General features: G+C 68.8%; 5 protein-coding genes and 1 tRNA gene. 3 read left to right on the top strand and 3 right to left on the bottom strand.

Annotation, left to right across the window (positions count from 1 at the left end):
* Positions 1 to 232 precede the first annotated feature (232 nt).
* Positions 233 to 604 (bottom strand): VOC family protein, encoded by a 372-nt coding sequence (locus ABD287_RS02935; RefSeq protein ID WP_344167665.1) that lies wholly within the window; start codon positions 602 to 604, stop codon positions 233 to 235.
* 97 nt (positions 605 to 701) lie between these two features.
* Positions 702 to 992, bottom strand: a complete 291-nt coding sequence (locus ABD287_RS02930) for a hypothetical protein (protein WP_344167662.1) — start codon at positions 990 to 992, stop codon at positions 702 to 704.
* A gap of 787 nt (positions 993 to 1,779) precedes the next feature.
* Between ABD287_RS02930 and ABD287_RS02925 the strand changes: the two genes are divergently transcribed.
* Positions 1,780 to 1,856 (top strand) — tRNA-Phe (locus ABD287_RS02925).
* Between the two features lie 711 nt (positions 1,857 to 2,567).
* Here ABD287_RS02925 and ABD287_RS02920 read toward each other — a convergent pair.
* Entirely contained in the window at positions 2,568 to 2,840 is a 273-nt protein-coding gene (locus ABD287_RS02920; RefSeq protein ID WP_344167659.1) for a hypothetical protein, read from the bottom strand.
* A gap of 174 nt (positions 2,841 to 3,014) precedes the next feature.
* Here ABD287_RS02920 and ABD287_RS02915 point away from each other — a divergent pair, with 174 nt between their 5' ends.
* Both ABD287_RS02915 and ABD287_RS02910 read left to right on the top strand, forming a co-directional pair.
* On the top strand, positions 3,015 to 5,345 hold the full coding sequence (locus ABD287_RS02915; protein WP_344167657.1) for a hybrid sensor histidine kinase/response regulator: 2,331 nt from the start codon (positions 3,015 to 3,017) through the stop codon (positions 5,343 to 5,345).
* A gap of 136 nt (positions 5,346 to 5,481) precedes the next feature.
* Positions 5,482 to 6,981 (top strand): ferredoxin reductase family protein, encoded by a 1,500-nt coding sequence (locus tag ABD287_RS02910; RefSeq protein WP_344167654.1) that lies wholly within the window; start codon positions 5,482 to 5,484, stop codon positions 6,979 to 6,981.
* The last annotated feature ends 8 nt before the right edge of the window (positions 6,982 to 6,989 follow it).

The raw sequence follows: 6,989 nt of genomic DNA, 5'->3' as shown, positions 1-6,989 counted from the left end.
TGGGGCAGGTCTGTGTCAGTCAGCAAGTAGCTGTCCACCGACCAGGGCTCGTTCGCCCCGTCACCACCCTCGTAGATGAACACCACGAAGTTCGCACCGGCGCCCTCTTGGACCAGGTTCCGCTCATCGGTTCCTGTAACCCGCATGAGGTAAGGGTAGGGCCGCTGGACCACCCCTCGCCGGAGGTGTGGCGTGACTGGACCGCGCGCCTCCATGCGGCAGAGTCGTCTGTTCAGCTGGCCTGCCCCTGCATGGAGTGCATACCGACGTTGATCACGCGGCCGGTGTGGTCACGGTAGAAGAACCTCGTCACGCCCCAAGCCTCCTCGGTGACCGGGTGCACGACCTCCACGCCCGCTGAGATCGCCCGCTCGTAGGCTTCGTGGACGCCGTCCACGAAGATCGATACGTCTGGGTTTAGCGGTGCGGACGCGTCGCGCGTCATGACGCTGAGTTGGTGTCCCTCACCGTCCCCGAGGGTCACGATCCAGCCGTGGTCCATAAGTACCCGCAGGCCGAGGACCACTGAGTGTCGCGTTACTGCTTCGTCGAGGTCATCACGGGTGCTGACAGTCAGGTTCGGGACCACTCGTGAGATACGCATGTGACCAGTCAACTCCTTGGGCGGCTCACCGCGCCACCAGCGGCATGGGCGGATGGGACCGTGTAGGGGTCCGGCCAATTGGAGCACCGGCGCAGCGTCACTGCTCGACGGTGTCATCCTCGCCGTCGTCGTCTGGGTCATCCTCCATGTAACCGGTCACGGGGTCCAACACGTCGAGGAAGGACCGAATAGCCTCCACGTGCTCCGCTGTCGTGTTTCTGCCGTGATCCGACCGCCGGCTGGTGAACCCATAACCCGGCGCAGGGCCGGTGACTCGGGTGTAGTGATAGGCGCCTGGCTGCGTCGGGTCGTACGCAACGTCGAAGACATCACCGTCTACCGTGAGCCGAAAACAATCTGGGGACGGCTCGGCGTCGCTCGTTTCCATGGCCTCATCCAACCAAAGGGTGGACACTCGTTCCTCGGCACGAGCGGACGCACCTCTCGTCAAGCCAGAAGCGGATGACCAAGCTCAACAAGGGCTCGCCGCTGGAGACAATCGCCATCACGGTCAGACACCCGGCTAGGGCGTGTCTCGCGGATCATGGGGTTCGTAGTGGCCAGCACTACCCTCATCGCGCCCGCCGCCACGACCGGCAGGACACCCACCCCGGGAACCTCCATGAACTGGCCGTCAGCGAAGCGGCCCGCGAGTTGCCACGAGACGGCCACCGCCCCCGTCAACGCACCCCGCCGCAGCCGGTCACAACTCTAACCCCCCACCCACCTGAGGGCCTACCCACAACCCTCGGCGTTCGAGTCCAATCCCGCAGGCCGGACAGACGAAGAACCGGCACCCGTGCGCCACAGTCAGCGCTTGGCCCACGGTCTACTCGTCGCCCACAGCAACCAACGTTGACCGACCACACTGGTCTCCCGCGTGCTCCCCACGTGCTCGGATGTCGACCCACCGACAGGCGCCCAGACGGACCAGCGCCCACCAGCACGGATTCCCCACCCACAAACATCGCCCAACCGGGACACGCACACCGCTGCCCGGACCCGGGAACAGCACGGGCAACTCACCCACAACACAATCACAACACGTAACGACGAAGGGCAGGTTTCGCTACTGAACGTCACAGCAAGCGGGGCAAAGCGCGCGACTCCGCCGCTGGCCCCCCGCCAAGGACACACCACGGGCTCTGTTATCCTTACCCGGCGCATGCGCACACGGCCAGGTAGCTCAGTTGGTACGAGCGTCCGACTGAAAATCGGAAGGTCGGCGGTTCGACCCCGCCCCTGGCCACCACGAACCTCGCAGCAACACACCAGCCGCATCGCCAGCAAGAGCATTCTGGGCACGGTGGCCGAGGCGTTGCGCCAGGAACGAGCCGCCCCTGCTCAGTCTCGACAGGAGCGCCCCGGGCGCCGGACCATCTGGTCGTTCCGTGGTAGCCGGCGCACTCCCCATCATCTGTATGTCAGTGGCATCTGGAAACGGGTGGCAATCCGCCAGCCGGGCCGGCTGGCGTTCGGCAACCCATAGGCGGGGACCGCGCCGTCGGCGCGCACGCCAGCCCGGAGCTGGAGCGGCCCTGCGCAGGGACAGGCTCCAGTCGGTCGTTGTCTCATTTGGGCGGTCACTACACGACCTTCGCGTTGCCACAGTGGGACGACGATGCCGATCTTCGGCTCGCCGGCAGTTTGGCGGGGCACCGTCCACGACCGGTTCCGGCTGCGGCACGATCCGATGCGACGGTTCAGCTCGACCCGCAAGAACGAACGATGTCGGGGTTCCCGTGCGCTGCTCGCGGAGCGCGACGTCACCGGAGTCCCGCACTGGAATGCGAGCGCGCTGACGAATCTGGTCCAACCCGGACCTGGGCGGGCGGCGCGACGGCCAGGTGGCGCTGCGACGCGTCAGCGCCTGTCTGGTGGCGCCGCCCTGCGCTGTGGGTCAGCCAGCCTGCCCAGTCACCGGTCGCGCCGGGGCGACACCGGCCGTTGTCCTGCCCGCGGCTCAGAACGGGGCGGGGCCGGCCCCTGCGACCTCGGCGGCGCCGTTGTCGAGCTGACGGATGAGGACTTGTCCCTGCTCTCCGATGTCGAGGGTCAGCGTGATGACGTTGCCGATGTTGCGGGTGAGGGCGGCAGCGGTCAGGTCATCGACGGCGGTGATGTGGCCACCCCAGACTCTGACGGTTCCGTCGGTGCGCGAGCGCAGGTCGACGGTGACGGGCACGGTGGCGCCGTCGGAGAGGATCAGGGAGCCGGTACCTCGGAAGCTAGCCACCGGCTCACGGTAGCGGGGCGTCTGGCCGCCGGGGTGGAGCGGTTCGGCGCGCTGCGTTGGATGCGATCTGTGGTCTGCCCGAAGAGGGCCGATAAACGAACATCTCTCGCCACCAGTTTACCCTGAGTATATGGTTGAAATCACACGGTAACGAAGCAGCTCTTGGAGGTGCCCGTGGAGCAGAACCAGCTGCTGACGGCCCAACTCCTCGAGGCCGCTCCTGACGCCATTCTGCTGGTGGACGAAACGGGTTACATCCAGCTGATCAACGCCCAGGCGGAGCGGCTGTTCGGCTACCGTCGCGACGAGTTGGTCGGCGAGCTGGTCGAGATTCTGGTCCCGGACGCCGCGCGGAGCCAGCACCCGAGCCATCGCCACGAGTACCAGCTCGACGGCCGGCCGCGGCCGATGGGGCATGGCGCTCCGCTGGCAGCCCGGCGCAAGGGCGGCACTGAGTTCCCGGCCGAGATAAGCCTCTCGACGATCGCCACGCCACATGGCCGGATGGTCGCCGCGGCGGTCCGTGACGTCTCCGACCGGCTCGCCCAGGCCCAGGCCCAGGCGTTGCTCGCGTCGATCGTCGAATCTTCGCACGACGCCGTGGTCAGCCGCACCCTCGACGGGACAATTACCAGCTGGAACGCCGCCGCGGAGCGGATCTACGGGTACCCGGCGGCCGAGATCGTCGGCAAGCGGATCTTCGCGATCGTCCCTGATGACCAGCACGACCAGGAGCGGGAGTTGCTGGACCGGATCGCCCGGGGCGAGCGGATCGACCGGCGCCGGATGCGCCGTCGCAACGCCGATGGCCGAATAATGATCGTTTCAGTGAGCATCTCGCCCGTCTACGACCGGCTCGGGCGGATCATCGGCGCCGCCTCGGTCTCCCGCGACCTCACCAAGCAGGAGCTCTCCGAGGCGAAGTTCCAGGGTCTCCTGGAAGCCGCCCCGGACGCGATCGTCGGGGTCGCGGTGGACGGCAGGATCGTGTTGGCCAACGCCCAGGCCGAGGCGCTGCTCGGCTACCGGCGGGACGAGCTGCTCGGACAGCCCGTCGAGACGCTGGTGCCGACCGGCAACCGACCGTCGCACCCTCAGCTGCGGGATCGCTACTTCGCCGACCCGCGCCCCCGTCCGATGGGGCACAACAACAAGCAGCTGTGGGCCCGGCGCAAGGACGGCAGCGAGTTCCCGGCCGAGATCAGCCTCAGCTCGTTCGAGTCCGAGGACGGTCTGCTGGTGTCGGCGTCGATTCGCGACGTGACCGACCGGATCGAGGCGACCGTCGAACGCGAGCGCCTCAAGGCTCAGGCCGAGCGCGAGCGTCTGGAGTCCCGGCTGCAGCAGACCCAGCGGTTGGAGAGTCTGGGGCAGCTCGCCGGTGGGGTCGCCCACGACTTCAACAACCTGCTCGGCGTGATCCTCAACTACGGGGAGTTCATCGCCGAGGAGTTGAACCAGGCGATGGACGAGGGTGATCTGCGGTGGCAGGACGCGCGTCGGGACCTGGAGCAGATCCAGCGGGCGGCGAGGCGGGCGAGCGCCCTCACGCATCAACTGCTGACGTTCGGACGCCGCGAGGTCGTCCGACCGCAGGTGATCTCGTTGAACGCCGCGGTGGAGGAGGTCCAGGCGCTGTTGCGGCGGACGCTGGCCGAGCATGTGGAGCTGAGCACGTCGCTGGGGCACGACCTGTGGCTGGTGCGGGCGGACCCGGGTCAGTTGGAGCAGGTCCTGATGAACCTGGCGGTGAACTCCCGGTACGCGATGCCGTCCGGCGGCCGGCTGGTGATCGAGACCGACAATCTTGAGGTGGACGGGGCGTTCCAGTCCCAGCAGCCGTCTGTCCAGCCGGGCCGTTATGTGCGGCTGCGGGTGACCGACTCCGGCACGGGGATGCCTCCGGAGGTCGCCGCCCACGCGTTCGACCCGTTCTTCACGACCAAGCCCAAGGGCGAGGGGACGGGTTTGGGGCTCGCCACCGTGTACGGGATCATCACGCAGGCCGGCGGCCATGTGTGGCTGCGCTCGGAGACGGCGCGCGGCACGACGGTGACGGCGTTGTTTCCTGTCACCGACGATGCCGCGGAGCCTCCGCCGCCGGCGGTCGCCCGGCCGCGGCGGGGCCGGGGGGAGACGGTGTTGGTCGTCGAGGACGAGCGAGCGCTGGGCGAGGTCACCCGCCGGATCCTGGAGCGCCACAATTACGTGGTGCTGACCACCGACAACGGCCCCGACGCGCTGCGGCTGCTGGAGCAGCCCGACCGGGCGATCGAACTGCTCATCACCGATGTGATCATGCCGACGATGCTGGGGCGGGAGGTCGCCGAGCGGGCGACGGCGCTGCGGCCCGGCCTGCGGGTGATGTTCATGTCCGGGTACGCCGAGCCGGTGCTCACGGCCCAGGGGACGCTGGACGACGGCGTGGTCCTGTTGTCGAAGCCCTTCACCGAGACCGATTTGCTGGCGATGGTCCAGGAAGTGCTTGATCGTCCCGTGGGCTGACCGACATCCGTCGGCCCTGTTCCGAACCAACACCCGTAGAACCGCGTGAGTCTTTGTGTGGACGTCAGCCCAGTTCAGGGCGGTGTCGGCGGCGCGGAAGGCGGGTGACTACATGGGCTTCCACCATGCTCCGCGCGTGGGGCTGTTCGGCGAGCCGCCGGCCACGGGCCAGCACCGGGTCGCCGAGGCGCCCACGTCGGGCCGGCACCGAGTCGGCGAGCCGAACGTGCGTCCGCACCGGCCACGGGTCCCCGTCACGTCGACGCCGCGGGCGAAACGCCGGGCGCCCGCGGCCCCCGCCGCGCCAGCGCCGTCGCGGCCCGTCAACCGCGCCGGCGACCGGATTCTGCTCGTCCTCCTGTTCTGGGCGACGTTGGCCGGCAGCGTCGCGGTGTGGTGGCTCCGCAGCGATCCGGCCGACCTGCTCGATCCGGACCTGCGGCTCGGGGCGCTGGCGCGGGTCACCGGGTTGGTCACCGGCCAACTGCTGCTGACGCAGGTTGTTCTGGCGAGCCGCATGGCCTGGTTGGAGAACTCCGTCGGGTCCCGTGACCTGCTGCGGTGGCGCCACGGACTGGGCCTGCCGTTGCTGCTCGTCACCCTCGCGCACGCCGCCGTAATCGTCGTGCCGAGGGCCACCGCCCAGGGGGTCGACGTCGTCGCGGCGGGCAAGGGCCTCATCGGCGCCGACGACGACCTGCGGAACGCTTTCGTCGCCGCGGGCCTCCTGGCGGTGATCGCGTTGACCGCGATCCGCGTCGTCCGGCGTTGCCTGCCGTACGGGGTCCGGCTGCTGCTGCACCGCGGCACCTACGCGGTGCTCCTGCTGGGGTTCGGACACCAGTTCGCTGGCGGGGCCGACGTCCGGGAGGGCTATGGCTACTGGTATTGGGTCGGCCTCTACGCGACGGCTCTGGCCTGCCTGGTCTGGGGGCGGTTCATTGCCCCGATCTGGTTCAACCTGCGGCACCGGTTGCGGGTGTCCCATGTGCGGACCGAATCCCCCGACACTGTCTCGATCTACCTGACGGGCCGGCGGCTCGACCGGTTCGGCCAGGCCGGACAGCATTTCCGATGGCGTTTCCTCACCGGCGGCCTGTGGCGGCACGCACGCCCGCTCTCGCTCTCGGCGCCGCCGGATGAGCAGTGGCTACGGATCACTGTCAGGGTGGTCGGCCGCCGGGCCGCGCGTTTCAAGAGCCTCCGGGCCGGCACGCGGGTCTGGGCGTACGGACCGGGCGGCGACTTCACTCCCGATCGGCGGGTACGCGACCGCGCCCTGCTGGTGGCTGTCGGCGACGGGATCGCGCCGATCCGTGCGCTTGCCGAGAAGATGCCCCCGGACACCGTTCTTGTGTACCGGGCCCGCGACACCCGCGACGTGATCTTCGACAGGGAGTTGCAGGGCCTGAAGGTCCAGCGCGGACTGACCGTCCGTTACGTCACCGGCGGCCGCAAGGACCGCGAACCCCGGTACGCCTTCAGCGCCGACGGCCTGCGGGACCTGGCGCCACGCCTGCCTGAGCGCGATGTCTACCTCTGCGGGCCGCCCAAGCTGATCCGGAGGCTGGTCCGTACCCTGCGCCGGCTCGGGGTGCCCAGGCGGCAGATCCACGTCGATCCATTCGAGAACTGAAATTCAGG

Source organism: Pilimelia columellifera subsp. columellifera (assembly GCF_039532605.1).
Lineage (GTDB): Bacteria > Actinomycetota > Actinomycetes > Mycobacteriales > Micromonosporaceae > Pilimelia > Pilimelia columellifera.
Note: the sequence above shows the minus strand (reverse complement) of the source record. Positions and strands in the feature narration are given on the sequence as shown.